Below are 24134 nucleotides of genomic sequence, written 5' to 3'. Positions count from 1 at the left end.
GGGCGTTTTCCGGCCCTTGGCGCTGTCACACCCTAACGCCGTTTCCGTTTGGTGTTCGACAATGCCGACCGATGAACGGCAATGCTTCCCCCAGGTGAATCGGGCGTCAAGGGTTGTGTGGCCTATAACTCGATCGTTACCGGGTGGCGCGGCGCCGCAGCGCTCAGAAGCGCCCGGCGCCCAGGTCCCTGGAGACCGCACGGGCGCAGTCGCGCACCGCGGCGATCAGCTCGGGGCGCAGCTCCCCGTCCGCGCACACCCGCTCCACCGCACCGGTCACGGCCACCGCGCCGACCGGCATCCGCCGCCGGTCGTGGATCGGGGCGGCCACCGCGGCCACGCCCTCCCAGGTCTCCTCCACGTCGGCCGCCCAGCCGCGCGCCCGGATCAGGTCGAGCATCGCCTCGAACTCCTCCGCACCGGTGACGGTGCGCGGCGTGAAGGACTGCCGCTCGGCCTCCATGGCCTCGGTGTGCGCCACCGGGTCGTACGCCGAGAGCACCTTGCCCAGGGCCGTGGAGTGCAGCGGCTGCATGGCCCCGACCTCCAGGACCTGCCGGCTGTCGTCGGGGCGGAACACGTGGTGGACGATGAGGACGCCCTGCTGGTGCAGCACACCCAGATGGGCGCTCTCGCCGCTGGAGCGGGCCAGGTCGTCCGTCCAGACCAGCGCGCGGGCCCGCAGCTCGTGGACGTCCAGATAGCTGTTGCCCAGGCGCAGCAGCTCGGCGCCCAGCTGATAGCGGCCGGACGCGGCGTCCTGCTCGACGAAGCCCTCGTGCTGGAGCGTGCGCAGGATGCCGTGCGCGGTGCCCTTGGCCAGGCCCAGTGAAGAGGCGATGTCGGAGAGCCCCAGCCGACGCTCGCCACCTGCCAGCAGGCGCAGCATCGCCGCCGCCCGCTCCAGCGACTGGATGTTCTTGGCCATCGCGCCGTACTCCTCCACCTCGGTTCGACAATGCTGAACATTATCGGTCGATGCCGACCCCTGCTCGATCGCGCGGCAAAACCGCGACACCGCTGCGAACCGGACATCCCCCCGCACAGCATGCAGTCCGTTCCGTGGGACGGAGTGACAGCCCCGGGCGTCGCCCGGCTACGCTGGCCTGGTGCGCCTTCCACCGAAGACGCAAAGCCGACAGCCGTCGCATCCCAGGGAGTACATCCATGGCCTCGTCGCCGACCCCTTCCGCCGACAGCCGGAACCGAGCCGAAGCCCTCCGCGAGGCGCTCGCCACCCGCGTGGTGGTGGCCGACGGTGCCATGGGCACCATGCTCCAGGCCCAGGACCCGACCCTTGAGGACTTCCAGAACCTCGAAGGGTGCAACGAGATCCTGAACGTCACGCGCCCGGACATCGTGCGTTCGGTGCACGAGGAGTACTTCGCCGCCGGCGTCGACTGCGTCGAGACGAACACCTTCGGCGCGAATCTCGCGGCCCTGGGCGAGTACGACATTCCCGAGCGGGTCTTCGAGCTCTCGGAGTCCGGTGCGCGGATCGCCCGAGAGGTCGCCGACGAGTTCACCGCGTCGACGGGACAGCAGCGGTGGGTGCTCGGCTCGATGGGCCCCGGTACGAAACTGCCGACGCTGGGCCACGCCCCGTACACCAAGCTCCGCGACGCCTACCAGCAGAACGCCGAGGGCATGATCGCGGGCGGCGCCGACGCCCTCCTGGTCGAGACGACCCAGGACCTGCTCCAGACCAAGGCCTCCGTCATCGGCGCCCGCCGCGCCCTGGAGGCCACCGGGGCCAACCTCCCCGTGATCTGCTCCGTCACCGTCGAGACGACCGGCACCATGCTGCTCGGCTCCGAGATCGGCGCGGCGCTCACCGCCCTGGAACCGCTCGGCATCGACCTCATCGGCCTGAACTGCGCCACCGGCCCCGCCGAGATGAGCGAGCACCTGCGCTACCTCGCCCGGCACTCCCGCATCCCGCTGTCCTGCATGCCCAACGCCGGTCTCCCCGTGCTCGGCAAGGACGGCGCGCACTACCCGCTGTCCCCGTCCGAGCTCGCCGACGCCCAGGAGACCTTCGTCCGGGAGTACGGCCTCTCACTGGTCGGCGGCTGCTGCGGCACGACTCCGGAGCACCTGCGCCAGGTCGTCGAGCGGGTCCGCGGCGTGGCCGTCACCCCCCGCACCCCGCACCCCGAGCCGGGCGCCGCCTCCCTCTACCAGACGGTCCCGTTCCGCCAGGACACCTCGTACCTCGCGATCGGTGAGCGTACGAACGCCAACGGGTCGAAGAAGTTCCGCGAGGCCATGCTCGAAGCCCGCTGGGACGACTGCGTGGAGATGGCCCGCGACCAGATCCGCGAGGGCGCGCACATGCTCGACCTCTGCGTCGACTACGTGGGCCGCGACGGCGTGGCGGACATGGAGGAGCTGGCCGGCCGCTTCGCGACCGCGTCCACCCTCCCGGTCGTGCTGGACTCGACGGAGCTGCCCGTGCTGCGGGCAGGTCTGGAGAAGCTGGGCGGGCGTGCCGTTCTGAACTCGGTGAACTACGAGGACGGCGATGGTCCGGAGTCCCGGTTCGCCAAGGTCACGGCGCTGGCCGTGGAGCACGGTGCCGCGCTGATCGCGCTGACGATCGACGAGGAGGGCCAGGCCCGCACCGTCGAGCACAAGGTCGCCGTCGCCGAGCGGCTGATCGCGGACCTCACCGGCAACTGGGGCATCCAGGAGTCGGACATCCTCATCGACACCCTGACCTTCACCATCTGCACCGGCCAGGAGGAGTCGCGGGGCGACGGCATCGCCACGATCGGGGCGATCCGTGAGCTGAAGAAGCGCCACCCCGACGTGCAGACCACCCTGGGCCTGTCGAACATCTCCTTCGGCCTCAACCCGGCGGCCCGGGTCGTGCTGAACTCGGTCTTCCTGGACGAGTGCGTCAAGGCCGGCCTCGATTCCGCGATCGTGCACGCATCGAAGATCCTGCCCATCGCCCGCCTGGAGGAGGAGCAGGTCAAGGTCGCGCTCGACCTGATCCACGACCGCCGCGCCGAGGGCTACGACCCGCTCCAGAAGCTCATGGAGCTGTTCGAGGGGGTCAGCACGAAGTCGATGAAGGCGGGCAAGGCCGAGGAGCTGCTGGCCCTGCCGCTGGACGAGCGGCTCCAGCGCCGCATCATCGACGGCGAGAAGAACGGCCTGGAGGCCGACCTCGACGAGGCGCTCACCACCACGCCCGCCCTGGACATCGTGAACAACACCCTCCTGGAGGGCATGAAGGTCGTCGGTGAGCTGTTCGGTTCCGGACAGATGCAGCTGCCGTTCGTGCTGCAGTCCGCCGAGGTGATGAAGACCGCGGTGGCCTATCTCGAACCGCACATGGAGAAGTCGGACGCCGAGGGCAAGGGCACCATCGTCCTGGCCACGGTCCGCGGCGACGTCCATGACATCGGCAAGAACCTCGTCGACATCATCCTGTCCAACAACGGCTACAACGTCGTCAACCTCGGGATCAAGCAGCCCGTCTCCGCGATCCTGGAGGCCGCCGAGGAACACCGCGCCGACGTCATCGGCATGTCCGGTCTCCTGGTCAAGTCGACCGTGATCATGAAGGAGAACCTCCAGGAGCTGAACCAGCGCAAGCTGGCCGCGGACTTCCCCGTCATCCTCGGCGGCGCCGCGCTGACCCGCTCCTATGTCGAGCAGGACCTCCACGAGATCTACGAGGGCGAGGTCCGCTACGCCCGCGACGCGTTCGAGGGCCTGCGGCTGATGGACGCGCTGATCGCGGTCAAGCGCGGGGTCCCGGGCGCGGTCCTGCCCGAGCTCAAGCAGCGCCGGGTGCCCAAGCGCGACACCGCGGTCCTGGAGGTCGACGAGCCGCAGGAGGGCGTGCGCTCCGACGTCGCGGTCGACAACCCCGTCCCCACCCCGCCGTTCTGGGGCACCCGCGTGGTCAAGGGCATCCAGCTCAAGGAGTACGCCTCCTGGCTCGACGAGGGCGCCCTCTTCAAGGGCCAGTGGGGGCTCAAGCAGGCCCGCACCGGCGACGGACCCACGTACGAGGAGCTGGTGGAGACCGAGGGCCGCCCGCACCTGCGCGGCTGGCTCGACAAGCTCCACACCGAGAACCTCCTGGAAGCGGCCGTCGTCCACGGCTACTTCCCGTGCGTGTCCAAGGGCGACGACCTGATCCTGCTCCACGAGGACGGCTCGGAGCGGACCCGATTCACCTTCCCGCGCCAGCGCCGCGGCCGCCGCCTGTGCCTCGCGGACTTCTTCCGCCCCGAGGAATCCGGCGAGACCGATGTGATCGGCCTCCAGGTCGTCACCGTCGGCTCCAGGATCGGCGCCGAGACCGCGAAGCTCTTCGAGGCCAACTCCTACCGCGACTACCTCGAACTCCACGGCCTGTCCGTCCAGCTCGCCGAGGCCCTCGCCGAGTACTGGCACGCCCGGGTCCGCGCAGAGCTGGGCTTCGGCGGCGAGGACCCGACCGACGTCGAGGACATGTTCGCCCTGAAGTACCGGGGCGCGCGCTTCTCCCTCGGCTACGGGGCCTGCCCCGACCTGGAGGACCGCGCGAAGATCGCCGAGCTGCTCCAGCCGGAGCGGATCGGGGTGCATCTCTCGGAGGAGTTCCAGCTGCATCCGGAGCAGTCCACCGACGCGATCGTCATCCACCACCCGGAGGCGAAGTACTTCAACGCGCGGTAAGACGCAGTTCAACGCGCGGTAGCACGACAAGTCGTACACTTGTCGGCCCAGTGCAGGCCGGTCGCCCTTCCCACGGGAAATGGCGGCCGGCCTTCTCGTCCCTTACGGAAGGTGTGCCGGATGACCAGCACCGTCCCCGCGTCCCTGACCCGCACGGCCGAAGGCGCCGCGCTCCAGGCCGTCCTCCTCGACATGGACGGCACCCTCGTCGACACCGAGGGGTTCTGGTGGGACGCGGAGGTGGAGGTCTTCGCCGAGCTCGGGCACCAGCTCGACGAAGCCTGGCGGGACGTGGTGGTCGGCGGGCCGATGACCCGCAGCGCCGGCTACCTCATGGACGTCACCGGTGCGGACATCACCCTCGACGAGCTGACCGTGCTGCTCAACGACCGCTTCGAGGAGCGCATCGGCCGCGGTGTGCCGCTGATGCCCGGCGCGGCCCGGCTGCTGGCCGAACTGGTCAGGCACGACATTCCCACGGCCCTGGTCTCCGCCTCGCACCGGCGGATCATCGACCGGGTACTGGAGTCGGTGGGCCGCCACCACTTCGCCCTCACCGTCGCGGGCGACGAGGTCTCCCGTACGAAGCCGCACCCGGAGCCGTACCTCTTCGCCGCCTCCGGCTTCGGCGCGGATCCCGAGTACTGCGCGGTCATCGAGGACACCGCGACCGGTGTCGCGGCCGCCGAGGCGGCGGGCTGCCGGGTGGTCGCCGTACCGTCCGTCGCCCCCATCGCCCCCGCGTCCGGCCGGGTGGTCGTGCGTTCGCTCGAAGAAGTCGACCTCGCTTTCCTCCGGGGCCTGGTCACGGGAAAGCGTTGATCCGCATACCGAGAGTATTTCTGTGAATGAATAGAAAAGCTCTCGGCGGCGGATGGTGCATTTTCTGTCGTCCGTACGTGGGCAAGCCGGTGATCGAATAGTGGATTCGAACGGTTCCGGGCGTGAGCTTTGTCACCGGAAAAGCGGTCCGGAGGCTTTTCAAGATCCCCCGGTGCGTCCGTTTTGGGGCGCTTTGATGTCCTGGTTCATCCGGATATCTGCGGAACATTCCTGGTGCGGGGAAAAGGCTCGCCGTTATTCCCCGCACTACCCGATTCCGCGCCGGTAGTTCTCCGGTCCGGCATTGCCGACGACGCCTACTAATGTCGCTTTCTCCATGCCCGGATGAGGGAGAGCGTCCAAGATGTACCGCAAGACTCTGGTGCTGCCGGCCGTCGTCGGCCTGCTCGCGCCCGTACTCGCCGCCTGCGGCGCGTCGGGTGACGGGGGCGATGGCAAGGACGCCGTCGTCGTCGGCGCCACGGACCAGTTCGTCGCCTCCAAGGACAACCCCGCGCCGCTCGATCCCGCCATCGGCTACGAAGCCGGCGTGTGGAACGTGCTCCGGCAGACCGTGCAGACCCTGATGCATGTGCCGCGCGGCGGCGGCCTGCCGGTGCCCGAAGCGGCCGAGAGCTGCGCCTTCACGGACACCCAGAACGAGAGCTACCGCTGCAAGCTGCGCAGCGGCCTGGAGTTCGCCGACGGCAAGCCGGTCACCGCCGACGACGTGAAGTACTCCCTGGACCGGGTCATCGGCATCCACGCGGCCAACGGGCCGGTCGCCCTGCTCGACAACATCGACACGGTCGAGACGAAGGGCGAACGGGAGGTCGTCTTCCATCTGCGCACATCGGACGCCACGTTCCCGTACAAGCTCGCCACCCCCGTCGCCGGGATCGTGCCGCGGAGCGCGTACCCGGCGAAGTCCGCACGGACCGGGTTCCGGGTGGACGGCTCCGGCCCGTACACCATGAAGGCGGAAGTTCGGCACAACAAGGCCGTCAAGATCCACTTCACCAGGAACCCCCGCTACAAGGGGGACCTGAAGGTGCGCAACGACAAGGTCGAGCTGGACCTCTTCCCCGACGCGGCCGCGATGGGGAAGGCGTTCGACAGCAAGAAGATCGACATGATGGCCCGCACGATGACGCCCGCACAGGCCCAGGAGCTGCTGGAGGAGCCCGAGAGCGGCGTCAAGCTCACCGAGATGCCCGGCCTCGCCATCCACTATCTCGGCTTCGACACCAAGGACCCGGCCGTCAAGGACAAGGCGGTCCGTCAGGCCATGGCCCAGGTCATCGACCGGGGCGAGATCGCGGGCAGGGTGTACGGCACCACGGCCGAGCCGCTGTACTCGCTGATCCCCTCCAGCATCGCCGGGCACACCAACTCGTTCTACAACAAGTACGGCGAGCCCAGCACCGCGAAGGCCGCGGCGATCCTGCGCTCGGCGGGCATCCACACTCCGGTGAAGCTCACCCTGCACTACACGACCGACCACTTCGGCGTCGGCACCGCCGCCGAGTTCCGGGCCCTGAAGAAGCAGTTCAACGACACCGGGCTGTTCGACGTCACCGTCAAGGGCACCCCCTGGGAGGAATTCCGCCCCGCCCAGGTCCGCGGCGACTACGCCGTCTACGGCATGGGCTGGTTCCCCGACTTCCCGGATCCCGACAACTTCACGGCGCCGTTCCTCGACCGGAACAACTTCCTCAACTCGCCCTACCAGTCGGCCCTGGCGCAGAAGACGCTCATCCCGCAGTCCCGCCGCGAGACCGACCGCAGCGCCGCGGCCAAGACCTTCCAGCGGCTCCAGGACGTCGTCGCCACCGACGTACCCGTACTGCCGATCTGGCAGGGCAAGCAGTACGTCGCCTCCCGCGAGGGCCTGACCGGCGTCGAATGGGCGGTCAACGCCTCCGCCGACCTCCAGCTGTGGGAACTGGCGGAAGACCCGCGCTGAGCCAGGAGGTGCCCCGGACCCGTCAGGCCGGGGCACCCGCCGCTCAGGTCACTGGGCGCCGGGGCGGACCAGGCCGCTCTCGTACGCGTACACCGCGGCCTGCACCCGGTCGCGCAGCCCGAGCTTGGTCAGCACATGGCCGACATGCGTCTTGACCGTCGTCTCGCTGACGAACAGATCCGCGGCGATCTCCGCGTTCGACAGGCCGCGGGCCACCAGCTTCAGCACCTCGACCTCGCGGTCGGTCAGCGTGTGCAGGGTGTCGGGCAACGGCTCCTCGCCGGACGGCAGATGGTCCGCGTACTTGTCGAGGAGCCTGCGGGTGATGCTCGGGGCGAGCATCGCCTCGCCCGCCGCGACCACCCGGATGGCCTGCACCAGCTCATTGGCCGGGGCGTCCTTCAGCAGGAAGCCGCTGGCACCGGCGCGCAGCGCCTCCACCACGTACTCGTCGAGATCGAACGTGGTCAGCACCAGCACCTTCGCCGGGCCGTCGCGGCCCGGTCCGGTGATCTGGCGGGTCGCCTCGACGCCGTCCATCCGCGGCATCCGGATGTCCATCAACACCACGTCGGGCTGCAACGCCCGCACCTGGTCGAGAGCCTGGAGACCGTCACCGGCCTCACCCACCACCGCGAGATCGCCCTCCGCCTCCAGGATCATCCGGAAGCCGGTGCGCAGCAGGGGCTGGTCGTCGACCAGTAGGACGCGGATAGCCACAGGGTCTCCTTCAGGGTCCTTCGGGGGCCGCAGGCCGGCCGGCCTCAGCACGGACCGGATCCATTCTGCCCTGCACATCCTGCTCCGCCCCGGCCGGGCGGGCCGTCAACGGATAGACCGGGGGAGTGCCACCGAATTCGGGACAGACCGACCGGTGGTCGCACCAGCCGCAGAGCTTCGTCGGCCGGGGCCGCCACTCGCCCGTCTCCGTGGCCAGCCGGATCGCGTCCCACAGCGCCAGCAGCTTGCGCTCCACCCGCTCCAGGTCCGCCACCACAGGGTCGTACGTCAGGATGTCCCCGCTGCCGAGGTAGACCAGCTGGAGCCGGCGCGGCACCACACCCTTCAGCCGCCAGATCACCAGGGCGTAGAACTTCATCTGGAAGAGCGCGCCCTCCGCGTACTCCGGGCGCGGCGCCTTCCCCGTCTTGTAGTCGACGATCCGGACCTCGCCCGTCGGCGCCACGTCGATCCGGTCGATCACCCCGCGCAGCCGCAGCCCCGACTCCAGCTCCGTCTCGACGAACAGCTCCCGCTCGGCGGGTTCCAGGCGCGTCGGATCCTCCAGCGAGAACCACCGCTCCACCAGGCTCTCCGCCTCCGAGAGCCAGCGGGTCAGGCGCTCGCCCCCGGCATCCTCGGCGAACAGCTCCGACAGCTCCGGCCTGGACTCCAGCAGCCGGTCCCACTGGGCGGGGATCAGCGCCGTGGCCCGGCCCGCCGTGCGCTCCACCGCGGGGTTGTCGAACAGCCGCTCCAGCACCGCATGGACCAGCGTGCCCCGGGTAGCCGCCTCGCTGGGCTTCTCCGGCAGTTTGTCGATGACCCGGAAGCGGTACAGCAGCGGACACTGCATGAAATCGCTCGCCCGCGACGGAGACAGGGACGAAGGCGGCTGTGCGGGCCGCGGCAGGGAGGTCATGTCGAAGACCCTACGGCCCGCCACTGACAGCTGGCGGCATACCATCGACCACACAGCCTCGAACACTGCATGATCGTGCCGTAGGGCACCGACCGAAGGGACCCCGTGGACGAGAGCGGCGACAGCGGGCGGCCGCAGCCCGGTGCAGGGGGAACAACCCCCGGACCCGGCCCCGACAAGGACGAACCGCAGCGCCCCGAAGAGCCCGGAGGCGGCCTTCTCATGGGCCGCCCCTTCGGCGTGCCGGTGTACGTCGCGCCCAGCTGGTTCCTCGTGGCCGCGCTGATCACCTGGGTCTTCGGCGGCCAGCTCGAACGGGTGCTGCCCGAGCTCGGCTCGGCGCGCTATCTGGTCTCCCTCTTCTTCGCGATCGCCTTCTACGCCTCCGTGCTCGTCCACGAACTCGCCCACACCGTCGTGGCACTGCGCTACAAGCTGCCGGTGCGCCGCATCCAGCTCCAGTTCTTCGGCGGCGTCTCCGAGATCGAGAAGGAGTCCGAGACCCCGGGCCGCGAATTCCTGCTCGCCTTCGTCGGACCGCTGCTCTCCCTGGTGCTCGCGGGCCTCTTCTACATCGGGATGATGTTCGTCGAGCCCGGCACCGTGCCCGGTGTCCTGCTCGCCGGCCTGATGATCTCCAACCTCCTGGTGGCCGCCTTCAACCTCCTGCCGGGCCTCCCGCTGGACGGCGGACGCATGCTCCGCGCAGTCGTCTGGAAGGTCACCGGAAAGCCGATGAGCGGCACCGTGGCCGCCGCCTGGGTCGGCCGCGCCCTCGCCGTCATCACCCTGATCGGCCTGCCGCTGCTCACCCACACCGGGACCTTCGGCAACGACCCCGGCGACCTCAGCGGCATGGACACCATCACCGACGCGCTGCTCGCCGCCATCCTCGCCGCGATCATCTGGACCGGGGCGGGCAACAGCCTGCGCATGGCCCGCCTGCGCGAACACCTCCCCGAACTGCGCGCCCGCACCCTCACCCGGCGTGCCGTCCCGGTGGAGTCCGCCACCCCGCTCTCCGAGGCCCTGCGCCGGGCCAACGAAGCGGGCGCCCGCGCCCTCGTCGTCGTCGACGGCCACGGCGAACCGAAGGGCATCGTCCGGGAGACGGCCATCGTGGGCGTGCCGGAACACCGCCGCCCCTGGGTCGCCGTCAGCGGTCTCGCCCAGGACCTCACCGAAGGCATGAAGGTCTCCGCCGAGCTGTCCGGCGAAGCCCTCCTGGACCGGCTCAAGGCCAGCCCGGCCACCGAGTACCTCGTCCTGGAGGAGACCGGCGAGATCTACGGCGTCCTCTCCACCGCGGATGTCGAACGCGCGTTCGTCGCCGCTCTGGCCAGGCCCGCGGCCTGACCGCCCGCCCCCGCCCCGGGCTCGCGGTCGGAGCCCGGGGAATCACCGGTACGCTGGTCACATGTCTGAACCGACCGGTGCCGCCCGCCGACGCGGGCCCTTCAAGGTCGGGGACCAGGTCCAGCTCACCGATCCCAAGGGACGCCACTACACCTTCACGCTCGAAGCCGGAAAGAACTTCCACACCCACAAGGGTTCTTTCCCGCACGACGAGCTGATCGGTGCCCCCGAGGGCAGTGTTGTCCGAACCACGGGAAACGTCGCCTATCTCGCGCTGCGCCCCCTGCTCCCCGACTACGTCCTGTCCATGCCCCGCGGCGCCGCCGTGGTCTACCCCAAGGACGCGGGGCAGATCCTGGCCTTCGCCGACATCTTCCCCGGCGCCCGCGTCGTGGAGGCCGGCGTCGGCTCCGGCTCGCTCTCCACCTTCCTGCTGCGCGCCATCGGCGACCAGGGCATGCTGCACTCCTACGAGCGCCGCGAGGACTTCGCCGAGATCGCCCAGCAGAACGTGGAACGCTACTTCGGCGAACCGCACCCGGCCTGGCAGCTCACCGTCGGAGACCTCCAGGACAACCTCTCGGACACCGACGTCGACCGCGTCGTCCTCGACATGCTCGCCCCCTGGGAGTGCCTGGAGGCCGTCTCCAAGGCGCTGGTGCCCGGCGGCATCCTCTGCGCGTACGTCGCCACCACCACCCAGCTCGCACGGACCGTCGAGTCCATCCGTGAGATCGGCTGCTTCGCCGAGCCGCAGCCCTGGGAATCGATGATTCGCAACTGGCACGTCGAGGGCCTGGCCGTCCGCCCGGACCACCGCATGATCGGCCACACCGGCTTCCTCGTCACCGCCCGCCGCCTGGCCGACGGTGTGGAGGCCCCGCTGCGCCGCCGCCGCCCCGCCAAGGGCGCCTACGGCGAGGACTACGACGGTCCCGGCAGCCAGAGTGGCGGCTCCTCCCGCGGCTGACCCGCGCAACGCACCGGCGCCGCCGTCGAGTTCCCGGACCGACCCGGGAACTCGACGGCGGCGCCCTTTCGTTGCCGGTTCGAGGACACCGTCCTCGAACGCGCCGTGATCCGTGCCGACCCCACCGTTCCGCCGTTCTGTGAGGTGTGGCACGATGCTGGCCACCCCATGCCGCCGCGGCAGCCCCACCGGTGGCGCCGCCCACCCGGGCGTCCTCGATCCACAGGAACCACAGGAGACATCCCGCGTGCAGCCCTCCGAGCTCCCGGACCTCGCGCACACCGACACCAAGCCGCTGCACTGGCTCGCCACGGCGGCGGCCATGGCCGCAGTGGTCGCGGCCGCCGGCCTGCTCCAGCCGGACCCCTCGGCCTCGGCCTCCACCCCCCACCGCACCACGGCGCAGCACGGCACCACGACCGTCACCGCCCCCGACCCGGCGCAGGCGGACTTCCCCCTGGAATGCGGCGGACTGGAGAACACCGTGGCCAAGCAGGCCAGCGGCGACCTCGACGGTGACGGCCGCCCCGAGACCGTCGCGGTGGTCCACTGCGCGGCCGGCTCAGGCACCCCGCCCAGCGGCGTCTACGTCCTCACACGCGGAAGCGGGGCCGCACCGCGGGTCGTGGCGACCCTGGTGGACCCCGCCCAGGCGATGAGCATCAGCGATTTCGCGGTGCGTGACGGAATCATTTCGGCCACCCTGCTCGGCTACTCCTCCGACGAGGTGGCGCGATGCTGCCCCGACCAGCAGGAGCGGGTCACCTGGCAGTGGAAGGGCGGCGCGTTCGTCCGCGACACCCAGGCCGCCCCCGGCAACGCCTGACCGGTCACCGCGCGTGACCGGAGACCCGCGACCGCCGGGTCAGGCGGCCTCGGGGCCGTAGACCTCGACGCTGTCCGAGACGCGACGGACGTGGATGCAGTCCCCCGGGCACTCCTTGGCCGAATCGACCACGTCCTGGAGGAGCGGCAGCGGAACGGGCGTCGTCGCGCCCGGGTCCTGCAGCAGCTCGTCGTCGGCGCTCTTCACATAGGCCAGACCGTCGATGTCCAGCTCGAACACCTCGGGTGCGTACTGGACGCAGATACCGTCGCCCGTGCAGAGGTCCTGGTCGATCCAGACTTCCAGGTCCTGCGCGTCGCCACCGATGGGAGCGTCCTGCTGCACGGTCATTTCTCCTGCCGTTTCCTGCGTTATCCGAACCAAAAGAAGCCAGCCCTGACGGGTGTTGAACGGTTCGACGATACAACCGGCAGCTTTCCGATGTTGAAGGGTGGGTATTCCCCTGACACGAGGGGGAACGCAAGGGTGAAGATCGGACACGCCCCGCAGTCTTTGTGATCTAGGGGTTTCAATCATCACCCACCCAGGTAGGGTCAGGAAGCGTCCAGCTCCCCTTGGAGGAGGTGAGGACCGTGGCAGCCCACGACGACGACATCAACCGCGGCATCCGGCCCGGGCGGGGGTCCGAAGACCCAGCCGGCCAGGTCGCCTATCTCGAGCAGGAAATCGCCGTCCTGCGACGTAAGCTCGCCGACTCTCCGCGCCATACGAGGATTCTCGAAGAGCGGATCGTCGAGTTGCAGACCAACCTGGCAGGCGTGTCCGCACAGAACGAGCGGCTCGCCAACACACTGCGCGAGGCCCGCGACCAGATCGTGGCCCTCAAGGAAGAAGTCGACCGGCTCGCACAGCCGCCGGCCGGTTTCGGTGTGTTTCTTCAGGGCAATGAGGACGGCACCTGCGACATCTTCACCGGAGGCCGAAAGCTCCGGGTGAACGTCAGCCCCAGTGTCGAGCTCGACGACCTCCGGCGCGGCCAGGAAGTCATGCTCAACGAAGCGCTCAACGTGGTCGACGCCATGGAATTCGAGCGGGCCGGGGACATCGTCACCCTCAAGGAGATCCTTGAGGACGGCGAGCGGGCCCTGGTCATCGGGCACACCGACGAGGAACGGGTGGTGCGGCTCGCCGAGCCGCTGCTGGACATCACCATCCGCCCCGGCGACGCCCTCCTGCTCGAACCCAGGTCCGGCTACGTCTACGAAGTGGTCCCCAAGAGCGAGGTCGAAGAGCTCGTCCTCGAAGAGGTACCGGACATCGACTACGACAAGATCGGCGGCCTGGGCGACCAGATCGAACTGATCCGGGACGCGGTCGAACTCCCCTACCTCCACCCCGACCTCTTCAAGGAACACGAACTGCGCCCGCCGAAGGGCATCCTGCTCTACGGTCCCCCCGGCTGCGGCAAGACACTCATCGCCAAGGCCGTCGCCAACTCCCTTGCCAAGAAGGTCGCCGAGGTCACCGGCCAGCCGGCGGGCAAGAGCTACTTCCTCAACATCAAGGGTCCGGAGCTCCTCAACAAGTACGTCGGCGAGACCGAGCGGCACATCCGCCTGGTCTTCCAGCGTGCCCGTGAGAAGGCGAGCGAGGGCACCCCCGTCATCGTCTTCTTCGACGAGATGGAGTCGCTCTTCCGTACCCGCGGATCCGGTGTCAGCTCGGACGTGGAGAACACCATCGTCCCCCAGCTGCTCGCCGAGATCGACGGCGTCGAGGGCCTGGAGAACGTCATTGTCATCGGCGCCTCCAACCGCGAGGACATGATCGACCCCGCGATCCTGCGACCCGGCCGCCTCGATGTGAAGATCAAGATCGAGCGCCCGGACGCGGAGGCCGCGAAGGACATCTTCGCGAAGTACCTCACGCCTTCGCTGCCGCTGCACGCCGACGACCTCGCGGAGCACACCGGCTCCAAGGATGCCGCCGCGCACGCCATGATCCAGTCGGTCGTCGAGCGGATGTACACCGAGTCCGAGGAGAACCGCTTCCTCGAGGTCACGTACGCCAACGGCGACAAGGAAGTCCTGTACTTCAAGGACTTCAACTCCGGCGCGATGATCCAGAACATCGTCGACCGGGCCAAGAAGATGGCCATCAAGGCCTTCCTCGACCAGGGCCAGAAGGGCCTTCGCGTCTCCCATCTCCTCCAGGCGTGTGTGGACGAGTTCAAGGAGAACGAGGACCTGCCGAACACCACCAACCCGGACGACTGGGCCAGGATCTCCGGCAAGAAGGGCGAGCGGATCGTCTTCATCCGCACGCTCGTCACCGGAAAGCAGGGCGCGGACACCGGTCGCTCCATCGACACGGTGGCGAACACCGGTCAGTACCTGTAGAACGCAGTCAGGCTGCGGATGCCCGGCCGGGCATCCGCAGCCGGTTGCTTTCGGTCCCGATCGCGCGACACCGCAGCAATGACGTAATTGATCTCCCCACCAGCACAGAGGCGCTCTAGGCTCTTGCGTACCGCCCGGTCGCGCAGTGCGTGGACGGGCAGTGCACGCGCACCGACAAGCAGCGGTACTTGAGCGCCGCCCCTCAAAAGGGAGCGCCGCCGGGCAAGGAGGGCCGCATGACCGTACGGCGAGTAATGGGCATCGAGACGGAGTACGGGATCTCCGTCCCCGGCCACCCCAACGCCAATGCCATGCTCACCTCGTCCCAGATCGTCAACGCCTACGCAGCGGCGATGCACCGGGCGCGCCGCGCCCGCTGGGACTTCGAGGAGGAGAATCCGCTGCGGGACGCGCGAGGTTTCGACCTCGCCCGCGAGACCGCGGACTCCAGCCAGCTCACCGACGAGGACATCGGCCTCGCCAATGTCATCCTCACCAATGGGGCCCGCCTCTACGTCGACCACGCGCACCCGGAGTACAGCTCCCCGGAAGTCACCAATCCGCGGGACGCGGTCCTCTGGGACAAGGCCGGCGAACGCATCATGGCCGAGGCCGCCGAGCGCGCGGCCCAGCTCCCCGGCGCCCAGCCGATCCACCTCTACAAGAACAACACCGACAACAAGGGCGCCTCGTACGGCACGCACGAGAACTACCTGATGAAGCGGGAGACCCCGTTCTCCGACATCGTGCGCCATCTGACGCCGTTCTTCGTCTCCCGCCAGGTGGTCACCGGGGCGGGGCGCGTGGGAATCGGCCAGGACGGCCACGAGCACGGCTTCCAGATCAGCCAGCGCGCCGATTACTTCGAGGTCGAGGTCGGGCTGGAGACCACGCTCAAGCGCCCCATCATCAACACCCGCGACGAACCCCATTCCGACGCCGAGAAGTACCGCCGGCTCCATGTGATCATCGGTGACGCGAACCTCTCGGAGATCTCCACCTATCTCAAGCTCGGCACCACCGCACTGGTCCTCTCCATGATCGAGGACGGCTTCATCAACGTCGATCTCGCGGTCGACCAGCCGGTGCGCACCCTGCACCACGTCTCCCACGACCCGACCCTGAAGCACCTCATCACGCTGCGCAGCGGCCGTACGCTCACCGCGGTGCAACTGCAGATGGAGTACTTCGAGCTGGGCCGCAAGTACGTCGAGGAGCGGTACGGGGCGGATGCCGACGAGCAGACCAAGGACATCCTGATCCGCTGGGAGGACACCCTCAACCGGCTGGAGAACGACCCGATGAGCCTGTCGGGCGAGCTCGACTGGATCGCCAAGCGGGAGCTCATGGAGGGCTACCGCCGCCGCGACAGCCTGGACTGGGACGCGGCACGCCTGCACCTGGTGGATCTCCAGTACGCCGATGTGAGGGCCGAGAAGGGCCTCTACAACCGTCTGGCGGCCCGCGGGAAGATGAAGCGGCTGCTGGACGAGAACGAGGTCGAGCAGGCCCGTACGAAGCCCCCGGAGGACACCAGGGCCTATTTCCGGGGCCGCTGCCTGGAGCAGTACGCCGACGACGTGGCGGCGGCCTCCTGGGACTCGGTCATCTTCGACCTGCCCGGTCATGACTCACTGCAACGGGTACCCACCCTGGAACCGCTGCGCGGTACCCGCAATCACGTCAAGGAGCTGCTGGACCGCTGCCGCACGGCGGAGGAGCTGGTCCAGGTCCTGTCGGGCGGCTGAAAAGGCCGGGATCGGGGAATCATCGGGATGACCCCCGGACGTTGAGGGAAAGTACCGGGCCGATGTCGGAGCCCGTGGGTAGGGTCTGATCAAGTGCTTCGAACCGAGCGGGGTGAGCTATATGGCGACCAAGGACACCGGCGGCGGACAGCAGAAGGCGACGCGTTCCACCGAGGAGGTCGAGGAGCAGGCGCAGGACGCGCAGGTCTCCGAGGACCTCAAGGACCGCCAGGAGAAGCTGAGCGACGACGTCGACTCGGTTCTGGACGAGATCGATGATGTGCTCGAGGAGAACGCCGAGGACTTCGTGCGTTCCTTCGTTCAAAAGGGTGGACAGTAGTTCACGGATGTGAACGCGGGGGAGTGGAGAGCGGTGCGCGCGGTACGGGCCGGTTCGGCCCGTACCGCGCGGGCGCAAACGGCACCGCGAGCCGTGCAGCTGCCCCCGCGGTTCATGTGGATCACCGCCACGGGGCGGGTAGGGTCCGTGGCGTAACCGCATCAACTGCAAATCGGCCATCGGCAAGTTGGGAGACGATCCTGACGCCTTGCTCAGGGCCGTCGCTTACCTGGAGGGAAACGCGTGGAAGCCAACACTCGTAGCACCGGGCGTCTACCAGCTGCCTTCCTGACGCCGGGATCCTCTTCGTTCATGGATTTCCTGTCCGACCAGTCGCCCGGGATGCTCCCCGGCAACCGGAACCTGCCGCCCCTCCAGGGGGCCATCGAGGCGCCGCACGGGACGACGATCGTCGCGGTGACGTTCGCCGGCGGGGTGGTGCTGGCCGGTGACCGGCGAGCGACCATGGGCAATGTGATCGCCCAGCGTGACATCGAGAAGGTCTTCCCGGCCGACGAGTACTCGGCGGTGGGCATCGCCGGCACGGCCGGACTGGCCGTGGAGATGGTCAAGCTCTTCCAGCTGGAGCTGGAGCACTTCGAGAAGGTCGAAGGCGCCCAGCTCTCCCTGGAGGGCAAGGCGAACCGGCTCTCCACGATGATCCGCAGCAATCTGGCGATGGCCATGCAGGGCCTCGCCGTCGTGCCGCTCTTCGCCGGTTTCGACATCGACCGCGAGAAGGGCCGGATCTTCTCGTACGACGTCACCGGAGGCCGTTCCGAGGAGCACGGGTACGCGGCCACCGGCTCAGGGTCGGTCTTCGCCCGGAGCTCGATGAAGAAGCTCTACCACGGGGAGCTGACGGAGCAGGAGGCCCTCACCCTGGTCGTGCAGGCGCTGTACGACGCCGCGGACGACGACTCGGCGACCGGTGGCCCCGATGTGGCCCGGCGGATCTACCCGATCGTCACCGTCATCACCGACGAAGGCTTCCGGAGGCTGGACGAGGTGGAGTCCTCCGAGATCGCGCGCTCGGTCCTGGAGCGCCGGCTGGAGCAGCCCGACGGCCCGCGTGCCGCGCTGCTCTGACCTCCGTTCCGCTGCTTCTCCGATGCTCTCGTCACTGACAGAAAGGGACGGATAACCGGTGTCGACGCCGTTCTATGTCTCACCTCAGCAGGCCATGGCCGACCGGGCGGAATACGCCCGGAAGGGCATCGCCCGTGGTCGCAGCCTGGTTGTGCTGCAGTATGCCGACGGCATTGTGTTCGTCGGCGAGAACCCGTCCCGCGCGCTGCACAAGTTCAGCGAGATCTACGACCGGATCGGTTTCGCCGCCGCCGGCAAGTACAACGAGTACGAGAATCTCCGAATCGGCGGCGTGCGCTACGCCGATCTGCGCGGATACACCTACGACCGTGACGATGTGACGGCCCGTGGGCTGGCCAACGTGTACGCGCAGACGCTGGGCACCATTTTCTCCAGTGCGGCCGAGAAGCCGTACGAGGTGGAGCTGGTGGTCGCCGAAGTGGGCACCGACCCGGAGGGCGACCAGATCTACCGGCTGCCGCACGACGGCTCGATCGTCGACGAGCACGGCTCGGTGGCGGTCGGCGGCAACGCCGAGCAGATCAGCACCTTCCTGGACCAGCGCCACCGCGACGGGATGACGCTCGCCGAGGCGCTCAAGCTGGCGGTGCAGGCGCTGTCGCGCGATCCCAACGGCAGCGAGCGGGAGATCCCCGCCGAGCGGCTGGAGGTCGCGGTCCTGGACCGTACGCGGCCCCAGCAGCGCAAGTTCAAGCGGATCGTCGGCAGGCAGCTGGCGCGGCTGCTGGAGGCGGACGGCGGCGCCGCGCCGACGGACGCCCCGTCCGACACCGAGGAGGGCGAGGGCAACGGGTCCGCCGCCGCTCCCGACGCATCGAAGCCCACCGACTCCGGTGGTGACGTGGAGTAGTCCGTCGAAGGGCGGTCCACCGCTGTGACCGTGCCCCGGTCCGCCGCTCCCGGCGGGCCGGGGCACGGTCATGCCCGCGGGGCGTCCGGGGGCGGGGGCGCCGAGGAACCGCGGGCCACCAGCTGCACCGGGAGGCTGCCGGTCTCGGCCGGCCGGTCGTCCAGGACCGCCAGCAGGGCGGCCATGCCGCGCTCCCCGACCTGCTCGGCGGGCAGCCGCACGGTGGTGAGCTCCGGCTCGACGGCCGTGGCCAGGGCCAGATCGTCGAACCCGGTGACGGACAGGTCGTCGGGCACCCGCAGGCCCAGTCTGCGGGCGGCCTTGCAGGCACCCGCGGCGAGGATGTCGTCGTCGCAGACGAGGGCGGTGGGCCGGGGGCCCGGGGCGGCGAGCGTGTGCTCCGCCGCGACGCGGCCCGCGTGGACGTCGAGCGCCGCCGTGACGGTCCGCACGGAGGTGCCGGGCACCGCCCGCAGGGCCTCGTGGAGCGCCCTGCCGCGTACCGCGAAGGTCCAGGAGTCGACCGCCGACGCCAGATGGACGAAGCGGCGGTGGCCGAGGGCGAGGAGGTGCTCCGCGACCTGTCGCATGCCGTCGGCGATGTCCAGGTTGACGCGGGCCGCGACACCGGCGTCCGCCGGATCGCTGTCGAGCATCACCAGCGGCAGTCCCGCGCCGCGCAGCGCGTCGAGCGCCCCGGCGGCCATGGAGGAGGCGATCACGCCGTCCAGGGAAGCGCTCGCGGAGGCGAAGGGGTCCCGGGCCGGGCCGGTGCCGTCGGGGGACGGGTACAGGACGACGCCGAAGCCGTGCTCGGCGGCGACCCCGGCGGCGCCGGTGTAGACGCGTGCGAAGAACTCGTTGGTGAGCGCGGGGACGACCAGCAGTGCCGTCCTGGTGCGGCCCAGGCGCAGGTTGCGGGCGGCGAGGTTGGGCCGGTAGCCGAGTTCGTGGGCGGTGCGGCGCACGCGCTCGGCGGTGGCCTCGGAGACCCGGCCGCGCCATTTGCCGCCGAGCACGAGGGAGACGGTGGCCTGCGAGACGCCTGCGGCCCGCGCGACGTCGCGGCTGGTGGGCCGGGTCGGGGCGGGCTGTGGTGCGCTGGTCACTCGGGCCTCCGGGCCGGTCGGGGCAGGCGCCGTGAGGTGGACCTGCGGACTGGGCACATGGTACGTATGAACCTCGACGTTATACGTAAAACCTCTGGGCGCCGGAAGAACGCCCGAGGGAGAGGGGCGACAGGACATGGCCGCGGGATATCTGGACATCCTCCGGGCGCGGCATGCCGCCCGCCTGCTGGCGGGAACCCTGGTGGGGCGACTGCCGAGCGGCACCGCCCACATCGCGATCGTGCTCTTCACCAGGGCCGAGGGCGGCAGCTACACCCTCGCCGGCGCGCTCGCGGCCGTGTACGGACTGTCCACCGCGGTCGGGCAGCCGCTGCTGGGCCGCGCCGTGGACCTGTACGGCCAGCCGCGCGTCCAGCTCCCGGCCGCCGTGGTGTCGGCGCTGGGAATGGCCCTGCTGGCCCTGGTGGGCCTGGAATCGCTGCCGCTGGCCTACGGGGCGGTGGTGGTGGCCGGGGTCTTCACACCGCCGCTGGAGGGCGGTCTGCGGGCCCTGTGGCCGAGCGTGCTGGGCGGTGAGGACCGGGTGCACCGGGCGTACGCCATGGACGCCGTCGCCCAGGAGGTCATGTTCACCGTGGGCCCGCTGCTGGTGACGGTGCTGGTCTCGCTGTGGTCGCCCGCCGCGGCCCTGCTCGTCATCAACGCGATAGGCGTCCTGGGGGCGCTCTCCGTAGTCCTCTCCGAGCCCTCCCGGGCCTGGCGCTCCGCACCCCGCGAGGCGCACTGGCTGGGCGCGCTGCGCTCACCGGGGCTGCTGGCGCTGCTCGGGTCGTTCTTCTTCGTCGGACTCGCGCTGGGCTCGATCACGGTGGCCGGTGTGGCCTACGCCGACGACCACGGCCGGGAGTCGGTGTACGGCTGGCTGATGGCCGCGCTCGGGCTGGGCGCGCTGATCGGCGGCGCGGTCTACGGGGCACGGCAGTGGGCCGGGGCGCCGGAGCGCCGGCTGCGGGTCATCGTCGCGCTGCTGGCGCTGGGCTATCTGCCGTTGATGCTGACCCCGGGAGTGGTCGCCATGACCGCACTGGCGGCAGTGGCCGGAGTCTTTCTGGCGCCCGCGATCGCCTGCTCCTTCATCGTGGTCGACCGGCACGCGCCCCGGGGCACCGTGACCGAGGCGTTCTCCTGGCTGGTGACGACCTTCGGGGTCGGCGCGGCGGTGGGAACGGCCGTGGCGGGCCCGGCCGTCGAGCTGGGCGGCACCTCGTGGAGCTTCGCGGTGGCGGGGGCCGGTGGGGTGGCGGCGCTGGTCGTCCTGCTGGCGACGGGAAGGGTACTCGCAGTTCCCGGGCGTACGGCCGTTTCCGTACGGGGATCAGAAAATGATCGAAACGGTGCTGTCGAACCCGGTTTCAGCTCAGGCCATCAGGCGTAATGTTCAGTCATGGACCGCCGCATTTTCGGGCTGGAGAACGAGTACGGCGTCACGTGCACGTTCAGGGGACAGCGCCGACTGTCCCCTGATGAAGTGGCGCGCTACCTCTTCCGCCGTGTTGTGTCATGGGGCCGCAGCAGCAATGTCTTTCTGCGGAACGGCGCCCGCCTCTACCTCGACGTGGGATCGCATCCGGAATATGCAACCCCCGAATGCGACAACCTGACCGAGCTGGTCACCCACGACAAGGCCGGCGAGCGCATTCTCGAAGGCCTGCTCGTCGACGCCGAACGCCGCCTGCACGAGGAGGGAATCGCGGGCGACGTCTATCTCTTCAAGAACAACACCGACTCGGCGGGAAACTCCTACGGATGCCATGAGAACTACCTCGTGGCACGGCACGGAGAATTCTCCCGGCTCGCGGACATCCTCATTCCCTTCCTCGTCACGAGGCAACTGATCTGCGGCGCGGGCAAGGTGCTGCAGACCCCCAGGGGCGCGGTCTACTGCGTCAGCCAGCGTGCCGAGCACATCTGGGAGGGCGTCAGTTCCGCGACCACGCGTTCCCGCCCGATCATCAATACGCGTGACGAACCGCACGCCGACGCGGAGCGGTACCGCCGCCTCCACGTCATCGTCGGTGACTCCAACATGTCCGAGACGACCATGCTGCTCAAGGTCGGCGCGACCGACCTAGTGCTCCGCATGATCGAAGCGGGCACGGTGATGCGGGATCTGACGCTGGAGAACCCGATCCGGGCGATCCGCGAGGTCAGCCACGACACCACCGGGCAGCGCAAGGTGCGCCTGGCCAGTGGCCGCGAGGCGTCCGCCATCGAGGTGCAGCGCGAGTACTACGAGAAGGCCGTCGACTTCGTCGACCGCCGTGGCATCCGCACCGGAACCGTCGCCCAGGTCCTGGAGCTCTGGGGCCGCACGCTCGACGCGATCGAGGCCGAGGACCTCGACCGGATCGAGACCGAGATCGACTGGGTGATGAAGTACAAGCTCATCGAGCGGTACCGGGCCAAGCACAACATGACCATGTCGCATCCGCGGGTCGCCCAGATAGACCTCGCGTACCACGACATCCACCGTCGTCGCGGCCTGTACTACCTGCTGGAGCGCAAGGGGCAGGCCGCCCGTATCTGCAACGACCTGAAGATCTTCGAGGGCAAGTCCGTGCCCCCGCAGACCACCAGGGCGCGGCTGCGCGGCGACTTCATCCGCAGGGCGCAGGAACAGCGGCGGGACTTCACCGTCGACTGGGTCCACCTCAAGCTCAACGACCAGGCGCAGCGCACCGTGTTGTGCAAGGACCCGTTCCGTTCGGTCGACGACCGGGTGGAGAAATTGATCGCGGGTATGTGAGTCGGCACGGCACGGATCCCGGCCACCGACGCGACGCGGGCCCCGTACGCTCCTCGTACGGGGCCCTGCGTACGCCCTAGAGTGTCGGGGACTCATCCAACTGTGCCGTCTGAGATCTGAGGAACAAGTGCGCCGACTTGCCGGCCTTCTCGTCGTCCCCCTGTTGCTGCTGACAGCGGCCTGCGGTGGCGAAAAGGGCTCCGATTCCGATTCCGTTTCTGCTTCCGCCGCGACGAAGGACGGGTTCCCCGCTATCACCGCGGGCGCGAAATTCGGTGAGAAGCCGACCCTGGCCAAGGGCACGGGGAACCCGCCCAAGGAGCTGAAGACCAAGGTCGTCAGCCAGGGCGACGGCGCCACGCTCAAGAACGGCGACGCGATCCAGGTCAACTACCTCGGTCAGTCCTGGGATTCCGACAAGCCGTTCGACAACAGCTTCGACCGCAAGCAGCCGTTCGACCTGACCCTCGGCGCCGGCATGGTCATCCAGGGCTGGGACAAGGGCCTCGTCGGCCAGAAGGTCGGCAGCAGGGTCCAGCTGGTCATCCCGCCGGACCTCGCGTACGGCGACCAGGGCCAGGGCGACATCAAGCCCAAGGCCACGCTCGTCTTCGTCGTCGACGTCCTGAAGGCGACGCAGATCCCTGCCTCGGCCAAGGGCACCGAGGTCGCCCAGGACAACATCGACCTCCCGAAGGTCGGCACCAACACGGACGGCAAGGCCCCCAAGGTCACCATCCCGACCAAGACCGACCCGCCGACGAAGCTCGTCTCCAACTACATCCTGGAGTCCAAGGGCGAGGTCGTGAAGGACACCGACAGCGTCGTCGTGAACTACGTCGGAATGACGTGGAAGGACGGCAAGACCTTCGACAGCACCTACGCGGCGGGCAAGACGCAGACCTTCCCGCTCGCCCAGGTGACCCTGAAGGGGCTGAAGGACGGTCTGGTCGGCAAGAAGATCGGCAGCCGGGTGCTGCTCGTCATCCCGCCGGACCAGGGCTTCGGTGACAAGGCGCAGCAGACCATCCCCGCCAAGTCCACGCTGGTCTTCGCCGTGGACCTCCTGACGAAGATGTAAGACTGTCCCGGTTGTCCAGCAGTTCATCAGTAAGAGGAGCAAGTCAGTGAGCATCGAGAAGCCCGAGATCGACTTCCCGGGTGGCGAGCCGCCGGCCGATCTGGAGATCAAGGACATCTGGGAGGGCGACGGCCCGGTGGCCGAGAAGGGTGCCACCGTCTCCGTCCACTACGTGGGCGTGGCCTTCTCCACCGGCGAGGAGTTCGACGCCTCCTGGAACCGCGGCACCCCGCTGCAGTTCCAGCTCGGCGCCGGCCAGGTCATCGCCGGCTGGGACCAGGGTGTCCAGGGCATGAAGGTCGGCGGCCGTCGCCAGCTGACCATTCCCGCGCACCTCGCGTACGGCGACCGCGGCGCCGGTGGCGGCCGCATCGCGCCCGGCGAGACGCTGATCTTCGTCTGCGACCTGGTCGCCGTCTGATCCGCACCCGTGCGATACGAGGGCCCGTGCCGCCAGGCACGGGCCCTCGCTTTTGTCCCGACAGCGCGTAGCGGTACGGTCGAGCG

At 69.2% G+C, this 24134-nt stretch carries 20 protein-coding genes and 1 pseudogene; 16 read left to right on the top strand and 5 right to left on the bottom strand.

Features of this window, described 5'->3' with window-relative positions:
- Positions 1–163: 163 nt before the first annotated feature.
- A complete protein-coding gene (locus ACFYY7_RS27340) occupies positions 164–928 on the bottom strand; it encodes an IclR family transcriptional regulator (protein WP_356081036.1) in 765 nt (254 codons plus the stop codon).
- 239 nt (positions 929–1167) lie between these two features.
- Here ACFYY7_RS27340 and metH point away from each other — a divergent pair, with 239 nt between their 5' ends.
- From metH to ACFYY7_RS27325, 3 genes are all read left to right on the top strand, one after another.
- Positions 1168–4680, top strand: coding sequence for a methionine synthase (metH, locus tag ACFYY7_RS27335; RefSeq protein WP_388665382.1), 3513 nt, complete (start codon positions 1168–1170; stop codon positions 4678–4680).
- A gap of 120 nt (positions 4681–4800) precedes the next feature.
- Complete coding sequence (locus ACFYY7_RS27330) at positions 4801–5502, top strand: HAD family phosphatase (protein WP_356081042.1); 702 nt, start codon at positions 4801–4803, stop codon at positions 5500–5502.
- Positions 5503–5866: 364 nt separating this feature from the next.
- A complete protein-coding gene (locus ACFYY7_RS27325; protein ID WP_388665379.1) occupies positions 5867–7468 on the top strand; it encodes an ABC transporter substrate-binding protein in 1602 nt (533 codons plus the stop codon).
- A 48-nt stretch (positions 7469–7516) separates the two neighbouring features.
- On the opposite strand, the gene ACFYY7_RS27320 is transcribed toward ACFYY7_RS27325, so the two are convergent.
- Both ACFYY7_RS27320 and ACFYY7_RS27315 read right to left on the bottom strand, forming a co-directional pair.
- A complete protein-coding gene (locus ACFYY7_RS27320; protein ID WP_266736078.1) occupies positions 7517–8188 on the bottom strand; it encodes a response regulator transcription factor in 672 nt (223 codons plus the stop codon).
- Positions 8189–8198: 10 nt separating this feature from the next.
- Positions 8199–9044 carry a RecB family exonuclease gene (locus ACFYY7_RS27315; protein ID WP_388665617.1) on the bottom strand — a complete coding sequence of 282 codons (846 nt, stop codon included), beginning with the start codon at positions 9042–9044 and terminating at the stop codon, positions 8199–8201.
- 171 nt (positions 9045–9215) lie between these two features.
- Between ACFYY7_RS27315 and ACFYY7_RS27310 the strand changes: the two genes are divergently transcribed.
- The 3 genes from ACFYY7_RS27310 (at position 9216) to ACFYY7_RS27300 (ending at position 12262) form a co-directional block, all read left to right on the top strand.
- A complete protein-coding gene (locus tag ACFYY7_RS27310; protein ID WP_266736074.1) occupies positions 9216–10466 on the top strand; it encodes a site-2 protease family protein in 1251 nt (416 codons plus the stop codon).
- Positions 10467–10527: 61 nt separating this feature from the next.
- A complete protein-coding gene (locus ACFYY7_RS27305) occupies positions 10528–11436 on the top strand; it encodes a tRNA (adenine-N1)-methyltransferase (protein WP_351252494.1) in 909 nt (302 codons plus the stop codon).
- A 247-nt stretch (positions 11437–11683) separates the two neighbouring features.
- Complete coding sequence (locus tag ACFYY7_RS27300; RefSeq protein ID WP_388665616.1) at positions 11684–12262, top strand: hypothetical protein; 579 nt, start codon at positions 11684–11686, stop codon at positions 12260–12262.
- 39 nt (positions 12263–12301) lie between these two features.
- On the opposite strand, the gene ACFYY7_RS27295 is transcribed toward ACFYY7_RS27300, so the two are convergent.
- The gene (locus ACFYY7_RS27295) at positions 12302–12613 is read right to left on the bottom strand and encodes a ferredoxin (protein WP_266736069.1); all 312 of its coding nucleotides are present in this window, start codon (positions 12611–12613) and stop codon (positions 12302–12304) included.
- Positions 12614–12855: 242 nt separating this feature from the next.
- Here ACFYY7_RS27295 and arc point away from each other — a divergent pair, with 242 nt between their 5' ends.
- The 6 genes and pseudogenes from arc (at position 12856) to prcA (ending at position 18670) form a co-directional block, all read left to right on the top strand.
- Positions 12856–14622, top strand: coding sequence for a proteasome ATPase (gene arc, locus ACFYY7_RS27290; protein WP_388665378.1), 1767 nt, complete (start codon positions 12856–12858; stop codon positions 14620–14622).
- Between the two features lie 236 nt (positions 14623–14858).
- Entirely contained in the window at positions 14859–16370 is a 1512-nt protein-coding gene (gene dop, locus ACFYY7_RS27285) for a depupylase/deamidase Dop (protein WP_383714224.1), read from the top strand.
- Between the two features lie 121 nt (positions 16371–16491).
- Complete coding sequence (locus ACFYY7_RS27280; protein ID WP_124718707.1) at positions 16492–16710, top strand: ubiquitin-like protein Pup; 219 nt, start codon at positions 16492–16494, stop codon at positions 16708–16710.
- Positions 16711–16811: 101 nt separating this feature from the next.
- Positions 16812–17002: pseudogene (locus ACFYY7_RS27275) on the top strand (endonuclease domain-containing protein); the annotation flags it as partial.
- Positions 16954–17799, top strand: a complete 846-nt coding sequence (prcB, locus tag ACFYY7_RS27270) for a proteasome subunit beta (protein WP_388665376.1) — start codon at positions 16954–16956, stop codon at positions 17797–17799. The pseudogene ACFYY7_RS27275 and the gene prcB, both read left to right, overlap by 49 nt.
- Before the next feature lie 58 nt (positions 17800–17857).
- Positions 17858–18670 (top strand): proteasome subunit alpha, encoded by an 813-nt coding sequence (gene prcA / locus ACFYY7_RS27265; RefSeq protein ID WP_388665374.1) that lies wholly within the window; start codon positions 17858–17860, stop codon positions 18668–18670.
- A 68-nt stretch (positions 18671–18738) separates the two neighbouring features.
- On the opposite strand, the gene ACFYY7_RS27260 is transcribed toward prcA, so the two are convergent.
- A complete protein-coding gene (locus ACFYY7_RS27260; RefSeq protein ID WP_388665372.1) occupies positions 18739–19779 on the bottom strand; it encodes a LacI family DNA-binding transcriptional regulator in 1041 nt (346 codons plus the stop codon).
- A 136-nt stretch (positions 19780–19915) separates the two neighbouring features.
- Between ACFYY7_RS27260 and ACFYY7_RS27255 the strand changes: the two genes are divergently transcribed.
- The 4 genes from ACFYY7_RS27255 to ACFYY7_RS27240 all read left to right on the top strand — a co-directional run bounded on the left by ACFYY7_RS27255 (position 19916) and on the right by ACFYY7_RS27240 (position 24048).
- Complete coding sequence (locus ACFYY7_RS27255; protein WP_388665370.1) at positions 19916–21175, top strand: MFS transporter; 1260 nt, start codon at positions 19916–19918, stop codon at positions 21173–21175.
- A gap of 9 nt (positions 21176–21184) precedes the next feature.
- Positions 21185–22546, top strand: coding sequence for a Pup--protein ligase (gene pafA, locus ACFYY7_RS27250; protein WP_266421641.1), 1362 nt, complete (start codon positions 21185–21187; stop codon positions 22544–22546).
- A 127-nt stretch (positions 22547–22673) separates the two neighbouring features.
- The gene (locus tag ACFYY7_RS27245; protein ID WP_388665368.1) at positions 22674–23627 is read left to right on the top strand and encodes an FKBP-type peptidyl-prolyl cis-trans isomerase; all 954 of its coding nucleotides are present in this window, start codon (positions 22674–22676) and stop codon (positions 23625–23627) included.
- 46 nt (positions 23628–23673) lie between these two features.
- Positions 23674–24048 (top strand): FKBP-type peptidyl-prolyl cis-trans isomerase, encoded by a 375-nt coding sequence (locus tag ACFYY7_RS27240; RefSeq protein WP_124718714.1) that lies wholly within the window; start codon positions 23674–23676, stop codon positions 24046–24048.
- Positions 24049–24134 lie beyond the last annotated feature (86 nt).

The sequence above is a fragment of the Streptomyces sp. NPDC001933 genome, assembly GCF_042890955.1.
Lineage (GTDB): Bacteria > Actinomycetota > Actinomycetes > Streptomycetales > Streptomycetaceae > Streptomyces.
This window is presented reverse-complemented; position numbering and strand designations above follow the sequence as displayed.

Excerpts from the sequence above, each read along its gene's own strand:
- ACFYY7_RS27295 (WP_266736069.1), bottom strand. The coding sequence starts at position 12,613 with ATGACCGTGCAGCAGGACGCTCCCATCGGTGGCGACGCGCAGGACCTG.
- ACFYY7_RS27305 (WP_351252494.1), top strand. The coding sequence starts at position 10,528 with ATGTCTGAACCGACCGGTGCCGCCCGCCGACGCGGGCCCTTCAAGGTC.
- metH (WP_388665382.1), top strand. The coding sequence starts at position 1,168 with ATGGCCTCGTCGCCGACCCCTTCCGCCGACAGCCGGAACCGAGCCGAA.
- ACFYY7_RS27255 (WP_388665370.1), top strand. The coding sequence starts at position 19,916 with ATGGCCGCGGGATATCTGGACATCCTCCGGGCGCGGCATGCCGCCCGC.
- pafA (WP_266421641.1), top strand. The coding sequence starts at position 21,185 with ATGGACCGCCGCATTTTCGGGCTGGAGAACGAGTACGGCGTCACGTGC.
- ACFYY7_RS27315 (WP_388665617.1), bottom strand. The coding sequence starts at position 9,044 with ATGCAGTGTCCGCTGCTGTACCGCTTCCGGGTCATCGACAAACTGCCG.
- ACFYY7_RS27330 (WP_356081042.1), top strand. The coding sequence starts at position 4,801 with ATGACCAGCACCGTCCCCGCGTCCCTGACCCGCACGGCCGAAGGCGCC.
- ACFYY7_RS27280 (WP_124718707.1), top strand. The coding sequence starts at position 16,492 with ATGGCGACCAAGGACACCGGCGGCGGACAGCAGAAGGCGACGCGTTCC.
- ACFYY7_RS27340 (WP_356081036.1), bottom strand. The coding sequence starts at position 928 with ATGGCCAAGAACATCCAGTCGCTGGAGCGGGCGGCGGCGATGCTGCGC.
- ACFYY7_RS27325 (WP_388665379.1), top strand. The coding sequence starts at position 5,867 with ATGTACCGCAAGACTCTGGTGCTGCCGGCCGTCGTCGGCCTGCTCGCG.
- dop (WP_383714224.1), top strand. The coding sequence starts at position 14,859 with ATGACCGTACGGCGAGTAATGGGCATCGAGACGGAGTACGGGATCTCC.